Origin of the sequence: Micromonospora sp. DT62, from assembly GCF_049847285.1 — a bacterium.
Classification (GTDB): Bacteria; Actinomycetota; Actinomycetes; order Mycobacteriales; family Micromonosporaceae; genus Micromonospora; species Micromonospora reichwaldensis.
In genome coordinates, this window is the sequence record NZ_JBNCOB010000005.1 from 157,142 (window position 1) to 173,925 (window position 16,784).

The following is a 16,784-nucleotide window of genomic DNA, read 5'->3' on the forward strand; positions in this document are numbered from 1 at the left end:
GTTCCGCCGGGTCGCCACCGGCGCAACCGCCCGGTCGGCGTGTCGGGCTTGCGCCGGGGGCCGCGCGCCGTCGCGGCGGACGGACACGCCGCGGGGCCCGGGCGACGCGCGCCCGGGCCCCGCGGCGGGAACTGCCGGCCGGCTCAGGTCATGTTGGCGAGGAACTCGCTGTAGAACAGGCCCAGCGCGATGGCCACGCCGATGCCGGCGATGATCCAGAACCGGACCACGATGTTGACCTCGCTCCACCCGGCGAGCTCGAAGTGGTGCTGCAACGGCGACATCCGGAACACCCGCTTGCCGGTGGTGCGGAACGAGATGATCTGGATCACCACGGACATCGTGATGATCACGAAGAGGCCACCGATGATCGGCAGCAGCAGGATCGTCCGGGTGGACATCGCCATGCCGGCGATCAGGCCGCCGAGGCCCAGCGCGCCGGTGTCGCCCATGAAGATCCGCGCCGGCGAGGTGTTCCACCAGAGGAAGCCCACGCAGGCCCCGGCCGCCGCGCCGGCGATCAGCGCGATCTCCAGCGGGTCCCGGACGGCGTAGCAGTAGTCCTGGGTGTAGTTCGGGTCGGCGCACCAGTGCCGGTACTGCCAGAACGCGATCAGCGCGTACGCGGCGAGGACCATCACCGAGGCGCCGGTGGCCAGGCCGTCGAGGCCGTCGGTGAGGTTGACGCCGTTGGTCGCGGCCATCACCACGAAGATGAAGATGACCACCGCGCCGATCTTGGTGATGTCGAGCGCCGGGATGTCCCGGATGAAGCTGAGCGTCGTGCTGCCCACGGTCTCGGTGTTGGTCTCCGCGCCCGAGGCGTCGGTCATGGTGCTCGGGAAGTAGAGCGCCACGACGCCGAAGACCGCGCCGACCAGGATCTGGCCGAGCAGCTTGCCCCGCTTGTTGAGCCCGCCGCTGTGCCGCTTGCGCACCTTGAGGAAGTCGTCGATGAAGCCGACGGCGCCGGAGAAGACCATCAGCCCCAGCAGCACCAGCGCGGTGATCGTCGGCTCGACCTGGGCGATCTGCGCGTCCGGCAGGGTCGTCAGCGCCAGGTGGCCGGCCACGTACGCGATGACCGTGGCCAGGATGAAGACCACGCCGCCCATCGTCGGCGTGCCCTTCTTGCCCTCGTTGCTGGCGAGCCCGAGGTTCGATCGGATCGGCTGGCCGGCCTTCAGCCGGGCGAACACCTTGATCGCGATCGGGGTGGCGAGCAGCGAGACCAGGAAGGCCACCCCGATGGCGACGATGACCGCCCTCATGCGGCGCCGCCCCCCGTCGCCGTCGGATCAGCACCGTTGCCGGCGGCGTCCGCGCGCAGCGCGTCGGCCACCTCCCAGGTGCGGTACCGGGAGCCCTTCACCAGGACGACGTCGCCCGGTCGTAACTCGCTCCGCAGCACCTCGACGGCCGCCGCCTGATCGGTGAGCAGCACCGACTCTCCTCCCCAGTCACCTACCGATGTCGCGCCTTCGTGGATCGGCGCGGCCGGCTCGCCCACCACGAGCAGCCGGTCGACGCCCAGTTCGGCCGCGAGCCGGCCGACCTCGGCGTGCCCGTCGCGTTCGAAGGGACCCAGCTCGGCCATGTAGCCCAGCACCGCGACGGTGCGCCGCTCCCGCCCGATGCCGGTCAGCGCGCGCAGCGCGACCGCCATCGAGGCGGGATTGGCGTTGTACGAGTCGTCGATCACGGTCACCCCGTCGACGCGTTCGAAGACGTCCATCCGACGGGTGGAGACCAGCCCCATGGCGCCCAGCGCGATGGCCAGCTCGGCCAGCGGCATGCCCAGCTCGCGGGCCACCGCGGCGGCGGCGAGCGAGTTGGACACCTGGTGCCGGCCGGTCAGCCCCAGCCGCACCGGCGCGGTCCCCTCCGGGGTGACCAGGGTGTACGCGGGCCGCCCCCGGTCGTCCAGCGTCACGTCCTCGGCCCGCACGTCGGCGTGCGCCGCCTCGCCGTAGCGGACCACCCGGGCGACCGTACGCGCGGCCATCGCGTCGACCAGCGGGTCGTCGGCGTTCAGCACGGCCAGGCCGTCGGCCGGCAGCGCCTCGACCAGCTCGCCCTTGGCCAGCGCGATCGTCTCCACCGAGCCGAACTCGCCGATGTGCGCCACCCCGACGTTGAGCACCACGGAGATCCGGGGCGGCACCACGTCGCAGAGGTAGCGCACGTGCCCCACCCCCCGGGCGCCCTTCTCCATCACCAGGTAGCGGGTCTCGGGCCCGGCCTGCAACGCCGTGTACGGGTGCCCCAGCTCGTTGTTGAACGACCCGGGCGGGGCGACGGTCGGGCCGAGCCGCGCGGTGAGCTGCGCGATCAGGTCCTTGGTGGTGGTCTTGCCCGACGAGCCGGTCAACCCGACGACGGTGAGCCCGGGCAGCCGGTCGACCACCGCACGGGCCAGCCGGCCCAGCGCGGCCAGCGCGTCGTCGACCAGCACCATCGGCACGCCGGGCACCGCACGGGTGCCGAGTACGGCCACCGCGCCGGCCGCCACCGCCCCGGCGGCGTAGTCGTGCCCGTCCACCTTCTCGCCCGGGAAGGCGACGAAGAGCGCACCCGGGCGCACCTTGCGCGAGTCGAACTCGACCGGGCCGGTGACCCGGGCCTGCGGGTCGGCGCCGGCCAGCCGCCCGTCGACCGCCGAGGCGACCTCGGCCAGGCTGAGCGGGATCACCGCTGACCCGCCGGGTCGGCGAAGCGGGCGCGCAACGCGGCGGCCAGCTCGGTGCGGTCGTCGAACGGGTGCACCTCGCCACCGATCTCCTGCCCGCGCTCGTGGCCCTTGCCGAGCACCGCGACCACGTCGCCCGGCCCGGCCAGCCGGACCGCCGCGTCGATCGCCGTCCGGCGGTCGGCCACCTCCTCGACGCGGGCCGTCGTGCCGGCGCGCCGGGCGCCGGCGAGCACCTCGGCCCGGATCGCCGCCGGATCCTCGGTGCGCGGGTTGTCGTCGGTCACCAGCACCACGTCGGCTCCCTCCGCCGCGGCGGCGCCCATCACCGGCCGCTTGCCCCGGTCCCGGTCGCCACCGGCACCGATCACGCAGATCAGCCGGCCCGCGCTGAGCTCCCGCAGCGCCGCCAGCGCGGCGACGATCGCGTCCGCCTTGTGCGCGTAGTCGACCACGCCCCGGACCGGGCCGGGGGCGTTCACCAGCTCCAGCCGGCCGGGGACCCCGCCGCACGCGGCGACCCCGGCGGCGGCGGTCTCCGGGTCCACCCCGGCGGCCACCAGCACGGCGATGGCCAGCAGGGCGTTGGCCACGTTGTGCCGGCCCGGCAGCGCCACGCCGGCCGCCACGACGAGCCCGTCCGGGCCGTGCGCGGTGAACCGTTGTGCGTAGCCCTCGCCGCCGACCCCGTCGGCCCACCAGGTGGCGCTCGGGTCGCCGGCCGCCGAGTAGGTGACCGTCGCCGGGCGGTACAGCGACTTCAGCGCCGGGTCGTCGTGGTTGAGCACCTCGACCGCGCAGCGCCCGTCGAACAGCTGCGCCTTCGCGGCGAAGTAGTCCGCGGTGTCGGCGTGGAAGTCCAGGTGGTCGGAGCCGAAGTTGGTGTAGCCGCCGACGGTGAACCGGACCCCGCCGACCCGGCCCATCGCCAGGGCGTGGCTGGAGACCTCCATGACCACGGCGGTGACGCCGCGCTCGCGGGCGGCGGCCAGCATGGCGTGCAGGTCGGTGGCCTCGGGCGTGGTGCGCACGCTGTCGATCGCCAGGTCGCCGAGGCGGGTCTCGACGGTGCCGATCAGGCCGGTGGTGTGGCCGGCGGCGCGCAGGCCGGACTCGACCAGGTAGGCCGTCGAGGTCTTGCCGGCCGTCCCGGTCACCCCGATCACCGTCAGGCCCTCGGTCGGGTCGCCGTAGACGGCCGCGGCGAGGGTGCCCAGCGCGGCGCGCGGGTCGGACACCACCAGCGCCGGCAGGCCCGCCTCGGCCGCCGCGTCGGCGCCCGCCGGGTCGGTCAGCACGGCCACCGCGCCGGCGGCCGCCGCACCGGCGGCGAACTCCGCCCCGTGCCGGCGGGCGCCCGGCAGGGCCGCGTACAGGTCGCCGGGGCGGACCTCCTGGCTGGCGTGGGTCACCCCGGTCACGACCAGCTCGGCGGCGCCCTCCGGGGGCTCGACGGCGAGCCGGGCGGCGAGGTCGCCGAGCCGGACACCGATCACGGTACGGGGACGAGGATTGCCGGGCACGGCGTCAGACCCTACCCGGTCGTCCGGTTCCGGCCGCACTGCCGCCCCGGTGGTTCGTCCGCACTCACCGATGATGTCGCGGCGTGGCCGCTCAACGCGGATAGACCGTGAACTTCGGGGCCTTCTCCCCACTCGGCGGCACCCCGTAGTGACGCAGCGTGAACTGCATCATGTCCCGGAACGCGGGGGCCGCGATGTCCCCGCCCCCGCCGGACGGGGTGTGCGCGAAGACCGCGATCACGTAGCGCGGCTTCTCGGCCGGGGCCATCCCGATGAACGAGGCCACCTCGCCGAGCTGCTTACGCCCGTCGACCAGCCGCCAGCCGGTGCCGGTCTTGCCGGCGACCCGCCACTCGGGGATCGCCGCGGCCCTGCCGGTCCCGTCCTCGACCGTGGTGACCGCCTCCAGGATGGTCCGCAGCGCGGCGGCGTTCTCCGGGCTGAGCACCGACCGGGTGACCGGTGGGTCGGTCGGCGTACGCTTCCCGTCCGGCCCGATCACCTCCTTGACCAGGCGCGGCTGCACGTACGTGCCGTTGTTGGCGATCGTCGCGTAGACGGCGGCCATCTGCAGCGGCGTGGCGTCCACGCTGTGCCCGATCGGCACCGACCCGTACGACGACCCGCTCCACTCGTCGGCCGGCAGCAGCCGCCCGCTGGCCTCGCCGGGCATGCCCACCCGCGTCGGCTCCCCGAGGCCGAAGCGCTTCTGGTAGTCGATGAGCCGCTCCGGGCCGAGCTTGTCGGCGATCTGGATGGTGCCGACGTTCGACGAGTACGCCATCATGCCGGGCAGGCTCATCCGCTTTCCGTCGGCCCGGTGCGTGTCGGAGAACCAGGTGTCGCCCATCTTGATGCTGTTGGCGATCGGCAGCGTGGTGTCGGGGGTGATCACGCGTTCCTGGAGCGCGGCGCCGAAGGTGATCGCCTTGTGCACCGAGCCGGGGTCGACCACGAAGCTGGTGGCCGCGTCCTCGCGGTCGGTCGGGTCGCTCGGCACGGGCTTCGCCGCGTTGTAGGTCGGGTGGCTGGCCTGAGCCAGCACCTCGCCGGAGGGGATCTCGATGACCACGGCGGCGCCGGTGCTGCCCTTGCTCTGCGCCATGTGCCGGCTCAGCATCCGCTGCACCATGAACTGCAGGTCGCGGTCGATGGTGAGCTGGAGCGAGCTGCCCGGCTTGGCCTTCGTCGTCTCGCTGTAGCCGCCGGGGATCGGGGCGGTCAGGTCGCCGAGGCCGACCTCGTAGACCCGCTTGCCGTCCTTGCCGCGCAGCACGTCGTCGTAGCGGGCCTCCAGCCCCTCCAGCCCGACCATGTCCTGGCTGGTGAAGCCGAGCAGGTTGGCCGCCAGGTCGCCGCCGGGCACCTCGCGCCGCTCGTCGCGGTGGGTGTAGATGCCGGGCAGCTCCAGCGCCGTGATCCGCCGGGCCCGGTCGATGTCCACCCCCCGGGCGAGGTACTCGAACTGCGAGTCGACGCCGTTGACCCGCTTGCGGGGCTTCATCCTCTCGGCCAGCTCCGAGGCCGGCATCCCGAGCAGCGGGGACAGCGCCCTGGCGGTGGCCTGCTGGTCCTTGACCTGGGTGGGGTCGGCGTAGACGTAGCGCGCCTCGACGCTGTGCGCCAGCGGGGCGCCGGACCTGTCGTAGATGGCGCCGCGTGCCGCCGGCAGCGTGACGGTGCGCAGCCGGTCGGCGAGACCACCGCCGGCGTACGCCGGAGTCTCCACGGCCTGGAGGACCACCAGCCGGATGCCGATGACGGCGAAGAGCGTCAGGGTGAGCACGGTGCCCAGCCGCAGCCGGCGCCGGGGATCGGCCAGCCGGGGCGGCTTCGGCGGCTTGCGCGACGGTCGCCGGGCGGCCGGACGGTCCGGCCGGCGCGCGGGGCGCGGGGCGGCGCGGCGGCGCGGCGCCGCCGGCTCGTCGTCGTGGCGCGGGGTGCGCGGCGTGACGGTGCGGACGACGCCGGAGCGGCCCGCCGCCTCCCGCCGGCCGGCCCGGCCGGCGCCGGCGCGCCCGCCGTCGAGGACCTGGAGGGCGGGGCGGAACGGGTCGCCGGAGCGCGTGCTGCGTGGCGTCCGGCGCTGCTCGGCGGGGCCGGCGTCGGCGTCCCGCTCGGCGCGACCGCCGGCGCGCTGCTCGCGCACGGTGCGCCCGCGCGGGGTGTACGCCCGGGCGTCGGAGATGCCACCGACCCCCGGCTCGCCGGAGCGCGGCTCGCCGCCCCGGCCCCCGGCGTTACGCGACGAACCGCGCCGGGAGCCTGTGGCGTCCCGGCGCGGTTCCTCCGATCTCGGCGGCACGGTCGTCAGCCTCCCGCGCCCTGCTGGCTGGTGATCGAGGGCTTGCCCCCGGCGGGCTGCGGCACGCCGATGACCTTGCCGTCGGGCAGCCGGATGTACGCCGGCTCGCCCGCCTCCACCAGACCGAGCTTGCGGGCCCGGGCCTCCAGGTTGCCCGGGGCCTCCGCGTCGGCGATCTCCTTGTTGAGCTGCTGCTGCTCCACGTCGAGCTTGGCCTGCTGCTCCTGGAGCTTCTCCAGCCGGAAGGCGTTCTCGTTGATCTTCGTGTTGACCGCCAGGATGCCGAGCACCCCGCCGACCACCAGCACCAGCACCAGGGCGGCGAAGGGCGCCCGCGGCACCTTCACCGGCGGCGGCGGCGCCACCCGCAGCCGGGGCGGACGGGTCGTGACGGCGCTGTCCCGCTCGGCCGGACGCAGCGCGGCGCTGCCCTGGGTCGGGAACTCGCGCGCCCCCCGGGCGCCAGTCTCCCCCTGCCGGTTCGCGCGGTCCGCCCGCGGCGTGCCGGTCCCGATGCGCGTGGCCCGCTCCGCCGCGGTCCGGCCCCCCGACCGCGGTGCGCGCTGCCCGCCGCCGGCGATGTCCCGACGGTCGCGCTTGTCAATAGTCATGTCCCTCCCCCTCTTCGTCCGTCCCGTCCCCCGGGGTCCGTCGGATCCGTGTCGGATCCGGGAGACCCCGCCCCTGGTTGGTGCATCGCCTTGACCCGCCGGCGGTACCGTTCGCGGCCGGTACCGCCCTGCTGCGCCGCGTCCGGGTCGAGTCGCTCCGCGGCCCGCAGCCGCACTGACGCGGCCCGCGGGTTCGCGGCGACCTCCACCTCCCCGGGCAGTTCGGCGCCCCGGCTGAGCAGCCGGAACGTCGGACCGGACCCGGGCAGTTCGACCGGGAGGTCGACCGGGCCCTTGCTGCGGACCCGGTCGCTGAGCGCCGCCTTGGTGAGCCGGTCCTCCAGCGAGTGGTAGGACAGGACCACCATGCGGCCGCCCACGTTGAGCTTGTCGAGCGCGGCCGGCAGCGCCGTCTCCAGCGCTGCCAGTTCCTTGTTTACCTCGATCCGTAAAGCCTGAAACGTTCTCTTGGCCGGGTGTCCCCCGGTTCGTCGGGCGGGTGCCGGAATGGACTCCCTGACCAGTTCGGCCAGCCGCGCCGACGAGGTGATCCGGGCCCGCTCCCGCTCGCGGATGATCGCCGAGGCGATCCGGCCCGCGAACTTCTCCTCGCCGTAGACCCGCAGCACGCGGGCCAGGTCCGGATGGGCGTACGTGTTGACCACCTCCTCGGCGGTCACCCCCCGGGTCTGGTCCATCCGCATGTCCAGCGGGGCGTCCTGCGCGTAGGCGAACCCGCGGTCGGGTGCGTCGAGTTGCAGGGAGGAGACGCCCAGGTCGAACAGGATGCCGTCGATCGCCGGGTAGCCCAGCCGACCGAGCACCTCCGGCAGCTCGTCGTAGACGGCGTGCTCCAGATGGACGCGGTCGGCGAAGCGGGCCAGCCGGACGCGTGCGTGAGCGAGCGCCTCGGTGTCCCGGTCCAGCCCGATCAGCACCGTCTCCGGATGCGCCTCGAGCACCGCCTCGGCGTGCCCGGCCAGGCCCAGCGTCGCGTCGACGTGGACCGTCCGCCCGCCCCGGCCCAGCGCGGGGGCCAGCAACTCGAGACACCGCTCGAGCAGCACCGGCACGTGCGTGCCGCGTAGCTCCCCCATGTCGACCCCCACTGGTGTGAAACCTTCGTCCTTCACGCGTCCGTCGTCGGACGACGCCGTGCCGTCGTACCGCCAGATCCCCATCCGCTCCCGCCGTCGGAGGCCGCGGCCCTCCGATCGGATCGTGCGCCTGGCACCGGGGAAGGGGTGCCAGGAACTCGAAAGCGGGTGGAGATCTCGCAGTACGTCGGGCGCCGTCACGCCCTACAGACCGCCGGGCAGCACCCCCTCCTCGATGTCGGCGAAGTCGTCTTCGCTCTCCGCGAGGTAGGTCTCCCAGGCAGCCTTGTCCCAGATCTCCACCCGGGTGCTCGCGCCGATCACGACCAGATCCCGGTCGAGGGCGGCGTAGTCCCGCAGGTGGGCCGGGATCGTCACCCGGCCCTGCTTGTCGGGCACCTCGTCGTGCGCGCTGGCGAAGAAGACCCGGCTGTAGGCTCGGGCCGCCTTGTTCGTCATCGGCTGCGCACGCAACTGCTCCGCGATCCGCTGGAACTCGGGCATCGGGAAGGCGTAGAGGCAGCGATCCTGCCCTTTGGTTATCACGACACCCCCCGCCAGCTCGTCCCGGAACTTCGCCGGGAGGATCAACCGGCCTTTGTCGTCCAGGCGCGGGGTGTGGGTGCCGAGGAACATCGGCCCAACCCCCTCGCCCTTGAGCGGCGTTCGCGGCGCCGCTGACCCCCCGGGCCGGTGGGCCCTCCCGGCCTCACCACTGCGCCCCACTCTACTCCACTTCCCTCCACCCGCAACCAGAATCGCCCGCGTGGCGCGGCCTTTCGGCGCGCAAAACAGCACGTCAACGGGGGTGGGGCGGAGTGGAGGGCCGCGGGGCCCGCCGGGCCGGTCCGCTTTCCGACATAGATCGACTCCGTCCGGCTGAGCGCGTCCCGACCACCCCGCCGGACCACCCCGGCCGAACGGTTCGCCGTCGGCGGCGATCTGGCGGGGTCGCCGGTCCGGTAACCTCGCTCGGGTGACGGACGCGAAGATGCCCCTGCGGGCAAAGGTGGCAAGCTCGGTGTCGCGGACCGCCGCGGCGCTGTCGCGGGCCGCGGGACGCGGTGACGGTTCGGTGATCGGCGGCTGGATCGGCCTGAAGATCGACCCGGACCTGCTGGCCCACCTGTCGGCCGGGCGCGCCATCGCCCTGATCTCCGGCACCAACGGCAAGACCACCACCACCCGGCTCACCGCGGCGGCGGTCGGGGTGCTCGGCCGCGTCGCCACCAACTCGTTCGGCGCCAACATGCCGACGGGGCACACCTCGGCGCTCGCCAAGGCCGGCAGCACGCCCTACGCGGTGCTGGAGGTGGACGAGCACTACCTCGCCCAGGTGCTGGACGCCACCGAGCCGCACGTGGTGGCGCTGCTCAACCTCTCCCGCGACCAGCTCGACCGGGCCAAGGAGGTCGCCATGATGGCGCAGCTCTGGCGCGCCGCGCTGGTCCGGCACACCAACGTCCGCGTCGTCGCCAACGCCGACGACCCGATGGTGGTCTGGGCCGCGACCCCGCCGCCCAACCACGACCACCGCATCGCCCCGCCGGTGGTCACCTGGTTCAGCGCCGGGCAACGCTGGCACGACGACTCCTGGGTCTGCCCCGAGTGCGGCTCGACCATCCAGCGCTCCGGCGACCAGTGGTGGTGCAGCGGCTGCCCGCTGCGCCGGCCCGAGCCGCAGTGGACGGTGGAGGACGACGGCGTGCTCGACCCGACCGGCGCCTGGCACAAGGTCAAGCTCCAGCTCCCCGGCAAGGTCAACGTCGGCAACGCCGCGACCGCGCTGGCCGTCGCCGCCGAGTTCGGCGTCCGGCCCGTGGACGCGGTGCTCCAGCTCGGCAGCGTCACCTCCGTCGCGGGCCGCTACGCCCAGGTCGACCGGGACGGGCGCAACATCCGGCTGCTGCTGGCGAAGAACCCGGCCAGCTGGCTGGAGGCCTTCGACATGGCCGACGTCGCCCCGACGCTGCTCTCCATCAACGCCCGGGACCCCGACGGGCTGGACACCTCGTGGCTCTTCGACGTCGACTTCGCCCCGCTACGGGGCCGGCAGGTGCTGATCACCGGGGACCGCGCGTACGACCTCGCGGTCCGGCTCGAGGTCAACGACGTGCCCTTCCAGCATGTGCGGACGTTCGACGACGCCGTCCGGTCGGTGCCCCCGGGGCGCCTGGAGGTCATCGCGAACTACACCGCGTTCCAGGACATCCGAGCGGAGTTGGACCGTGTCAACTGAGAGCCTGCGCATCGTCTGGATCTACCCTGACCTGCTCTCCACCTACGGCGACCGGGGCAACGCCCTGATCCTGGCCCGCCGGGCGCGCCAGCGCGGCTTCCCGGTCGAGGTGCTGGAGGTGCGCTCCGACCAACGCCTCCCCTCCACCGCCGACATCTACCTCATCGGCGGCGGCGAGGACGGCCCGCAGGCGCTCGGCGCGCAGCGGCTGCTCGCCGACGGCGGCCTGCACCGGGCGGTCGCCCAGGGCTCGGTCGTGTTCGGGGTCTGCGCCGGCTACCAGCTCCTCGGCACCTCCTTCTTCGCCAAGGGCACCCTCTGCGCCGGGCTGGAGCTGCTCGACCTCTCCTCCGACCGGGGGCCGACCCGCGCCGTCGGCGAGCTGGCCGGCGAGATCGACCCCCGGCTGGGCGTGCCGGCGCTGACCGGGTTCGAGAACCACGGCGGGCGCACCCACCTCGGCCCGGGGGTCTCCCCGCTGGCCCGGGTCACCGCCGGGGTCGGCAACGACGGCGCCACCGAGGGGGCGTGGCGGGGCAAGTTGCTCGGCACGTATTCGCACGGCCCGGCCCTCGCCCGCAATCCCGCCCTGGCGGACCTGCTGCTGCGCTGGGCCACCGGCGCGCACCAGCTCCCGCCGCTCGACGACACCTGGTCGGACCGGCTGCGCGCCGAGCGCCGCACCGCGGTGGCCGCCGCCGCCCGGGCATGATCCCGGCCGTCCGGCGGCTGCTGCGGCAGCCGTCGGCCGTCCGGTTCGCCCTGCTGCTGCTCCTGCTCGCCACCTTCGGGGCGGTGCTGCTCGTCGTCGACCTGCCCGAGGCGCGGGAACTGCCCGGGCTGGGCGACCGGCTGGGCGGTTTCGCCCCCGTGGCGGCGGTCCTCGGCGGAGCGCTGCTGCTGGTCGCGCTGGTGCCCCGGACCTTCATCACGCTCGCCTCGGGCGCGATCTTCGGTGCGCTGGAGGGCGCCGCGTACGCGCTGGGCGCCGCCCTGCTCGCGGCGGCGCTGGGCTTCACGGTCGGCCGCCTGCTCGGGCGGGACTTCGTCGCCGAGCGGGTACGCGGCCGGCTGGCCCGGCTGGACGGCTGGTTCGCCCGCCAGAGCGTCCTCGGCGTGGTCACCGTACGGCTGCTGCCGATCGCCGGCTTCGGGCTGGTCAGCTACGGCTACGGCACCACCGGCGCCCGGGTGCTGCCGTTCCTCGCCGGCAGCGTGATCGCCTCCGCGCCCACCGCGTTCGGCTACGCGGCGGTGGGCGCGACGGTCACCTCCCCGGGCGACGTCAACTGGTTCGGCGCCGCGCCGGCCGCGCTCGGCCTGATCGCCAGCGTCGTGCTGATCCACCGCTGGTGGCGCGCCGAGCGGCAGCGCCGGCTCGGGCCGAGCTGAGGCCGGCGGTGCGCGGCGGGTCGCCCGGAGCGGGCGGGGACACGGGGCCGGGACACGAGGGGCGGCAGCCGACCGGCACCACCGGTCACGCCGATCCGACCGCCAGTGGTCGCGTCGACCCGATCGCCACCGGTCGCGCCGACCCGACCGCCGCCGAGGAACGGCTGCGGGGCGGCTTCATCGCCGAGGTGGTCCGGGTCGGCGACACCGTCCGGCGTACGCCGCCGGAGAACGCCGAGTTCGTCGCCGCGCTGCTGCGGCACCTGGAGCGGGTGGGCGCGGACGTCGCGCCCCGCCACCTCGGCACGGACGAGCGGGGTCGGCAGGTGCTCAGCCACGTCGACGGCCGGGTGCCGTGGCGGGACAGGGAGGATCCGGCGTACTTCGCCGACCCGGCGCTGACCCGGCTGGCCGAGCTGCTCCGGCGGCTGCACGACGCCTGCGCGGGCAGCCCGCTGGCCGGCGACGCCGAGACGGTCTGCCACCGCGACCTGTCCCCGAAGAACACGGTGTACCGGGACTCTCCCGCCGGCCCGCTGCCCGTGGCGCTGATCGACTGGGACCTGGCCGCGCCCGGCCGGCGGGTCGAGGACGTCGCCTTCGCCGCCTGGCACTGGGCGGCGGTGGGGCCGGCAGCCGACCCGGCGGAGCTGGGCCGGCGTGCCCGGCTGCTCTGCGACTCCTACGAGGCGGCCGGCGCGGGGTCGCCCGCGCTGCCCCGCGCCGAGCTGGTCGACGTGATGCTCGCCCAGATCGACGGCACCTGGCGCGGGATCGCGGCCGGCGCGGAGCGCGGCGATCCGGCCATGTGCCGGCTCCGCGACGCGGGGATCGCCGACACGGTGCGCCGCTGGCACGACTGGCTGGCCGGGCACCGCCCGGTGGTGGCGGCCACGCTGCGCTGAGCGGCTCCGCGCCGCACGGCGGCCGCGCTGCGCTGACCGGCTCCCCGCCGCACGACAGCCGCGCTGCGCTGAGCGCCCCGAGCGCGCCCGGTCGCGCGCCTCATCCCGCCGGGGAGACCAGCCCGGCCTCGTAGGCGGCGATGACGAGGTGCACCCGGTCGCGGGCGCCCAGCTTGCTGAACAGCCGGGCCACGTGCGCCTTGGCGGTGGCCGCGCTGATCACCAGCTCGGCGGCGATCTCGCCGTTGGACAGGCCCCGGCCGACGAGGGTCAGCACCTCGCGCTCCCGCTCGGTGACGCCGTCGAGGGCCCGGGTGGGGGCGGCGGGGGTCGGCCGGCGGGCGAACTCGGCGATGAGCCGGCGGGTGACGCCGGGGGCGATCAGCGCGTCCCCTGCGGCGACCACCCGGACCGCGCCGAGGATGTCGTCCAGCGCCATGTCCTTGACCAGGAACCCGCTCGCCCCGGCGCGCAACGCGGCGTGCACGTGCTCGTCGTCGTCGAAGGTGGTGAGCACGAGGACGCGGGTGGCGCCGCCGTGCGCGGTGATCGCGCGGGTGGCCTGGATGCCGTCCATGCCGGGCATCCGCAGGTCCATCAGCACCACGTCCGGCACGACCTCGCGGGCCAGCCGCACCGCCTCCGTCCCCGTACCCGCCTCGCCGACGACGTCGATGTCGGGGGCGTCGGCGATGAGCACCCGCAGGCCGGCGCGGACCAGTGGCTGGTCGTCGACGAGCAGCACCCGGACGCTCACCGGTCCCCCGCCCCGGTCCGCACCCCGGCCGGCTCCCCCGCCGGCGATACCGCCGACACCGGCGACACCGGTGACACCCCCGTCGCCGTCGCCGTCGTCGGCGCCGGCAGCCACGCCGCCACCCGGAAGCCGCCCTCCGGGCGCGGCCCGGCGTGGAACCGGCCGCCGGCCAGGGCGACGCGTTCCCGCATGCCGACGATGCCGTGCCCCTCGCCGCCGACCGCGCCGCCCCGGCCCTCGTCGACGATCTCCACGGCGACCTCGTCGGGGGCGTGCGTGACGGTGACCCGGCACCGGTCGCTGCCCGCGTGTCGCACCACGTTGGTGAGCGCCTCCTGCACGATCCGGAACGCGGCGAGGTCGACCTCGGCCGGGACCGGTCGCCGTTCGCCGACGCGCCGCAGGTCCACCCGCACCCCGGCGTCGGCGGCGGCGACGACCAGCCGGTCGAGGTCGGCCAGCCCGGGCGTCGGATCCAGCGACGCCGACTCCGACTGCGGGCGGCGCAGCGCGCCGAGCGTACGCCGCAGGCCGGCCAGGGTGTCGCGGCTGGTCGCCTCGATGGTGGCCAGCGCGGCGCGGGCCTGCGCCGGTTGGGTGTCGATGACCCGGGCGCCCACGCCGGCCTGGATGGCGATCACCCCGATGCTGTGGGCGACCATGTCGTGCAGCTCGCGGGCGATGCGCAGCCGCTCGGCGGTGACCGCCTCGGCGGCGGTGTGCGCCCGGACGGCCTCCGCGTAGCCGCGCCGGGCCCGCACGGAGTTGCCGACCGTCCACGCGGTGACGACCGCCAGCACGGAGAACGTGGCCCGGTTCACCGGGTCGCTGGAGGGGTTCACGAAGCCCGCGAAGATCTGCACGACGAGCGCCCCGACGGCCACCGGCACCGAGACCCGGCGGGACCTCCTCGCCGCGATCAGCCCCACCACCAGGTCGATCGCCAGGAACTGCACGTACCAGATGTCGGTCAGGTAGCCGTCCTCCGGAACGTTGACGGCGGCGGTGACCACACACGCTGCGACGAGCATCAGGGCCAGGGCCAGCACCGGACGGCGCCGCAGCAGGCCGGCGGGCGGCGCCACGGCCAGCAGCGGCACCAGGTAGCGCTCGGGAAACCACCAGTCGCCGAACCCGACGCCCGCCCTGCTCGACGCCACGACCGGGGCCAGGACCACGGCGACCGGCAGCAGCGCGACGCCGACCCAGGGCAGGGCCGCCCCCGCCAGCGACGAGGCGCGGCGCGACAACGGCACGGTGACGTCCATGCGCCCACCGTAGCCAGCCCGCCGCCGCCCGGGCATCGGCCCGCGGGCGTACGCCCCGGGGCTGACGCCCTGCCACCGGTTGTGGCCGCCGGGGCGACGCTGCGCCGGCCGCCGCCCGGCAGCGTGGGGCAGGTGATCGAACTTCAGTCCCTGACGAGACGGTACGGCCGCACGACGGCCGTCGACGACCTCACCCTGACCGTGCGCCCCGGCCACGTGACCGGGTTCCTGGGCCCCAACGGAGCCGGCAAGTCCACCACGCTGCGGATGATCATCGGGCTCACCGCGCCGACCAGCGGCACCGTCACGGTGGACGGGGTCCGCTTCGCCGACCGGCCACGCGGGCTGCGCCACGCCGGCGCGTTGCTCGACGCCGGGGACGTGCACGGCGGGCGCAGCGCCGTCGCGCACCTGTCGGCCCTGGCCCGCAGCAACGGCATCGCGCGCGCCCGGGTCGACGAGGTGCTGCGGGAAGTGGGCCTGGCCGCCGTCGCCCGGCGGCGCATCGGGGGCTTCTCGCTCGGCATGCGGCAGCGGCTCGGGATCGCCGCCGCGCTGCTCGGGGACCCGCCCGTCCTGCTCTTCGACGAGCCGTTCAACGGCCTCGACCCGGAGGGGGTGCGCTGGGTACGGGACCTGTTCCGGCGGCTGGCGGCCGAGGGGCGCACGGTCTTCGTCTCCAGCCACCTGATGAGCGAGATGCAGAACTGCGTCGACCGGCTCGTGGTGATCGGCCGGGGCCGGCTGATCGCCGAGCAGGGCCTCGCCGAGTTCGCTGCCCGGAGCGCCCGGGCCGACGTGACCGTCCGTACGCCCGACCCGGCGACCCTGTCCGCCGTGCTCACGGCCGAGGGCGCGCACGTCCGCCCGGACGACGCCGGGGCGCTCGTCGTGACCGGCCTGACGGCCGCGCGGATCGGCGACCTCGCGCTCGCCCATCGCGTCGGGCTGCACGAGCTGACCGCCCGTACCGCCTCGCTGGAGGAGGCCTTCATGGCACTCACCGCCGACAGCGTCGAGTATCTCGCCGGGGAGGGGACCCGATGACCGCCGTGATCGCGCCGACCCGCCGACCGACCATGACCGACGTTCCGGCCCGTTTCCGCGACCTGCTGGCCGCCGAGTGGATCAAGCTGTGGTCGCTACGCTCGACCCGCTGGACGCTGCCGCTGGTCTTCCTGTTCGTGGTCGGGGTCAGCGTCAACGCCAGCCTCGCCGACCACCGGAACTGGCCGACGTACCCGCAGGGGCGGCGGGAGATGTTCCGCCTGTACGGGCCGGTGCGCGACGCCTTCCCCGAGGTCGGCTACCTGCTGCTGATCCTCGTCTCGGCCACCATCGGCGCCCTGACCATCGTCGGCGAGCACCAGAGCGGGCTGATCCGGGCCACGTTCGCCGCCGTCCCGGCCCGCCGCGCGCTGGTCGCGGCGAAGGCCGCCGTACTGGCCGGGGTCATGCTCGTCTTCGGCGCGGTCACCGCGGCGACGTCGTTCTGGGTGTCCCAGGCGATCCTCGCCGACCGGGGCGCCGGCTGGTCGATCGGCGAGCCGGGGGTGCTGCGCGCCGTCGTGGCGAGCGCCGTGCTCGTGCCCGTGTGCGCGCTGGTCGGGATGGGTCTGGGCGCGCTCACCCGGCACGCCGCCGGGGCGGTGGCCGCCGCGACGGCGGTGCTCGTGCTGGTGCCGATGACGGTGGACAGCGACGAGCACCGGTGGATCGCCGAGGCGTACAACGCCCTGCCCCTCACCGCGTGGCTACGACTGATCGAGGTGCATCCCGACATCATCAACCGCGACCCGTACCCGGCCACCGTCGCCGGCTCCTGGCTGACCCTGGCCGCCTGGTCCGCGGCCGCCACCCTGGCGGCGGTCACCCTGACCCACCGCCGCGACCCCTGACCCAGCCCAGGCCCCGACCCGAGCCGGCCTGACCCGGCGCGTCGATCATGCAGTCGTGGCGGTCGATCCATCCCGACCCGGGGACTTCGTCCCTCACCAC

14 protein-coding genes and 1 pseudogene are annotated in these 16,784 nt (G+C 75.0%); 6 read left to right on the plus strand and 9 right to left on the minus strand.

What is annotated here, in order from left to right; translation table 11 throughout:
- Window positions 1-143 precede the first annotated feature (143 nt).
- The 7 genes and pseudogenes from mraY to mraZ all read right to left on the minus strand — a co-directional run bounded on the left by mraY (window position 144) and on the right by mraZ (window position 8,861).
- Entirely contained in the window at window positions 144-1,271 is a 1,128-nt protein-coding gene (mraY, locus tag ACPXCB_RS10005) for a phospho-N-acetylmuramoyl-pentapeptide-transferase (RefSeq protein WP_425874216.1), read from the minus strand.
- Window positions 1,268-2,692: a UDP-N-acetylmuramoyl-tripeptide--D-alanyl-D-alanine ligase gene (locus ACPXCB_RS10010; RefSeq protein ID WP_425874218.1), complete on the minus strand. Its 1,425-nt coding sequence runs from the start codon at window positions 2,690-2,692 to the stop codon at window positions 1,268-1,270. The genes mraY and ACPXCB_RS10010 overlap by 4 nt, the downstream gene beginning before the upstream one ends.
- Window positions 2,689-4,212 (minus strand): UDP-N-acetylmuramoyl-L-alanyl-D-glutamate--2,6-diaminopimelate ligase, encoded by a 1,524-nt coding sequence (locus ACPXCB_RS10015; RefSeq protein ID WP_425874220.1) that lies wholly within the window; start codon window positions 4,210-4,212, stop codon window positions 2,689-2,691. The genes ACPXCB_RS10010 and ACPXCB_RS10015 overlap by 4 nt, the downstream gene beginning before the upstream one ends.
- 91 nt (window positions 4,213-4,303) lie before the next feature.
- On the minus strand, window positions 4,304-6,517 hold the full coding sequence (locus tag ACPXCB_RS10020) for a peptidoglycan D,D-transpeptidase FtsI family protein (protein WP_425874222.1): 2,214 nt from the start codon (window positions 6,515-6,517) through the stop codon (window positions 4,304-4,306).
- A gap of 5 nt (window positions 6,518-6,522) precedes the next feature.
- Window positions 6,523-7,128, minus strand: a complete 606-nt coding sequence (locus ACPXCB_RS10025; RefSeq protein ID WP_425874224.1) for a septum formation initiator family protein — start codon at window positions 7,126-7,128, stop codon at window positions 6,523-6,525.
- Window positions 7,118-8,225, minus strand: a pseudogene (gene rsmH / locus ACPXCB_RS10030) (16S rRNA (cytosine(1402)-N(4))-methyltransferase RsmH). The gene ACPXCB_RS10025 and the pseudogene rsmH overlap by 11 nt, the downstream one beginning before the upstream one ends.
- Window positions 8,226-8,429: 204 nt before the next feature.
- On the minus strand, window positions 8,430-8,861 hold the full coding sequence (gene mraZ / locus ACPXCB_RS10035; protein WP_132236289.1) for a division/cell wall cluster transcriptional repressor MraZ: 432 nt from the start codon (window positions 8,859-8,861) through the stop codon (window positions 8,430-8,432).
- 355 nt (window positions 8,862-9,216) lie between these two features.
- Between mraZ and ACPXCB_RS10040 the strand changes: the two genes are divergently transcribed.
- Genes ACPXCB_RS10040 through ACPXCB_RS10055 form a run of 4 tightly spaced genes read left to right on the plus strand, consistent with a single transcriptional unit; the run spans window position 9,217 to window position 12,761 of the window.
- Window positions 9,217-10,464, plus strand: a complete 1,248-nt coding sequence (locus tag ACPXCB_RS10040) for a MurT ligase domain-containing protein (RefSeq protein WP_425874498.1) — start codon at window positions 9,217-9,219, stop codon at window positions 10,462-10,464.
- Entirely contained in the window at window positions 10,454-11,176 is a 723-nt protein-coding gene (locus ACPXCB_RS10045; protein ID WP_132236287.1) for a type 1 glutamine amidotransferase, read from the plus strand. Before ACPXCB_RS10040 ends, ACPXCB_RS10045 begins: the two co-directional genes overlap by 11 nt.
- On the plus strand, window positions 11,173-11,856 hold the full coding sequence (locus ACPXCB_RS10050) for a TVP38/TMEM64 family protein (RefSeq protein WP_425874226.1): 684 nt from the start codon (window positions 11,173-11,175) through the stop codon (window positions 11,854-11,856). The genes ACPXCB_RS10045 and ACPXCB_RS10050 overlap by 4 nt, the downstream gene beginning before the upstream one ends.
- A gap of 8 nt (window positions 11,857-11,864) precedes the next feature.
- Window positions 11,865-12,761: an aminoglycoside phosphotransferase family protein gene (locus ACPXCB_RS10055; protein ID WP_425874228.1), complete on the plus strand. Its 897-nt coding sequence runs from the start codon at window positions 11,865-11,867 to the stop codon at window positions 12,759-12,761.
- Window positions 12,762-12,861: 100 nt separating this feature from the next.
- Here ACPXCB_RS10055 and ACPXCB_RS10060 read toward each other — a convergent pair whose 3' ends face one another.
- Together ACPXCB_RS10060 and ACPXCB_RS10065 are read right to left on the minus strand one after the other, a co-directional pair.
- A complete protein-coding gene (locus tag ACPXCB_RS10060) occupies window positions 12,862-13,518 on the minus strand; it encodes a response regulator transcription factor (RefSeq protein WP_357580154.1) in 657 nt (218 codons plus the stop codon).
- Window positions 13,515-14,786, minus strand: a complete 1,272-nt coding sequence (locus ACPXCB_RS10065) for a sensor histidine kinase (protein ID WP_425874231.1) — start codon at window positions 14,784-14,786, stop codon at window positions 13,515-13,517. The genes ACPXCB_RS10060 and ACPXCB_RS10065 overlap by 4 nt, the downstream gene beginning before the upstream one ends.
- A 132-nt stretch (window positions 14,787-14,918) precedes the next feature.
- Here ACPXCB_RS10065 and ACPXCB_RS10070 point away from each other — a divergent pair, with 132 nt between their 5' ends.
- Window positions 14,919-15,833, plus strand: a complete 915-nt coding sequence (locus tag ACPXCB_RS10070; RefSeq protein WP_425874233.1) for an ABC transporter ATP-binding protein — start codon at window positions 14,919-14,921, stop codon at window positions 15,831-15,833.
- On the plus strand, window positions 15,830-16,684 hold the full coding sequence (locus tag ACPXCB_RS10075) for a hypothetical protein (RefSeq protein ID WP_425874235.1): 855 nt from the start codon (window positions 15,830-15,832) through the stop codon (window positions 16,682-16,684). Before ACPXCB_RS10070 ends, ACPXCB_RS10075 begins: the two co-directional genes overlap by 4 nt.
- The last annotated feature ends 100 nt before the right edge of the window (window positions 16,685-16,784 follow it).

What these genes read in the sequence shown, in the direction of transcription:
- ACPXCB_RS10075 (WP_425874235.1), top strand. Translation starts at nt 15,830, where the DNA reads ATGACCGCCGTGATCGCGCCGACCCGCCGACCGACCATGACCGACGTT.
- ACPXCB_RS10050 (WP_425874226.1), top strand. Translation starts at nt 11,173, where the DNA reads ATGATCCCGGCCGTCCGGCGGCTGCTGCGGCAGCCGTCGGCCGTCCGG.
- ACPXCB_RS10065 (WP_425874231.1), bottom strand. Translation starts at nt 14,786, where the DNA reads ATGGACGTCACCGTGCCGTTGTCGCGCCGCGCCTCGTCGCTGGCGGGG.
- ACPXCB_RS10040 (WP_425874498.1), top strand. Translation starts at nt 9,217, where the DNA reads ATGCCCCTGCGGGCAAAGGTGGCAAGCTCGGTGTCGCGGACCGCCGCG.
- mraY (WP_425874216.1), bottom strand. Translation starts at nt 1,271, where the DNA reads ATGAGGGCGGTCATCGTCGCCATCGGGGTGGCCTTCCTGGTCTCGCTG.
- mraZ (WP_132236289.1), bottom strand. Translation starts at nt 8,861, where the DNA reads ATGTTCCTCGGCACCCACACCCCGCGCCTGGACGACAAAGGCCGGTTG.
- ACPXCB_RS10025 (WP_425874224.1), bottom strand. Translation starts at nt 7,128, where the DNA reads ATGACTATTGACAAGCGCGACCGTCGGGACATCGCCGGCGGCGGGCAG.